1 protein-coding gene is annotated in these 283 nt (G+C 37.1%); it reads left to right on the top strand.

All coding sequences use genetic code 11. From position 1 onward, the window contains the following. Nucleotides 1-112: 112 nt before the first annotated feature. Nucleotides 113-283, top strand: a 171-nt coding sequence (locus tag JIG41_RS18695) for a transposase (RefSeq protein WP_199525249.1), incomplete at its 3' end; no start/stop codon positions are given.

Genomic DNA, 283 nt, shown 5'->3' with positions numbered 1-283 from the left:
GGCCCTAAACCACCTACTTCAGTAGGTGGTTATCATCATTTAGGCTTTGCCTGAAAAAATACTCATGTTAATTCCTTACTTGATTTTTAGCGAAGTCATATAAGGAAAAAACATGAGTAGATACGAGAAAGCATCGCATGTTTATTGGCGATGTCAATATCATATAGTCTGGACACCAAAGTATAGGTTCAGAATATTGAAGAACAAAGTAGGCAGAGATGTTTACAGGTGCATACAAGTTTATTGTGAGCAGTTAGGGTGCAAAGTAGTCGAGTTAAATGTG

The organism is Pseudoalteromonas sp. bablab_jr011, assembly GCF_016464045.1.
Classification (GTDB): domain Bacteria; phylum Pseudomonadota; class Gammaproteobacteria; order Enterobacterales; family Alteromonadaceae; genus Pseudoalteromonas; species Pseudoalteromonas lipolytica.
The sequence above is the reverse complement of the archived record's forward strand: the minus strand, read 5'-3'. Positions and strand labels throughout refer to the sequence as shown.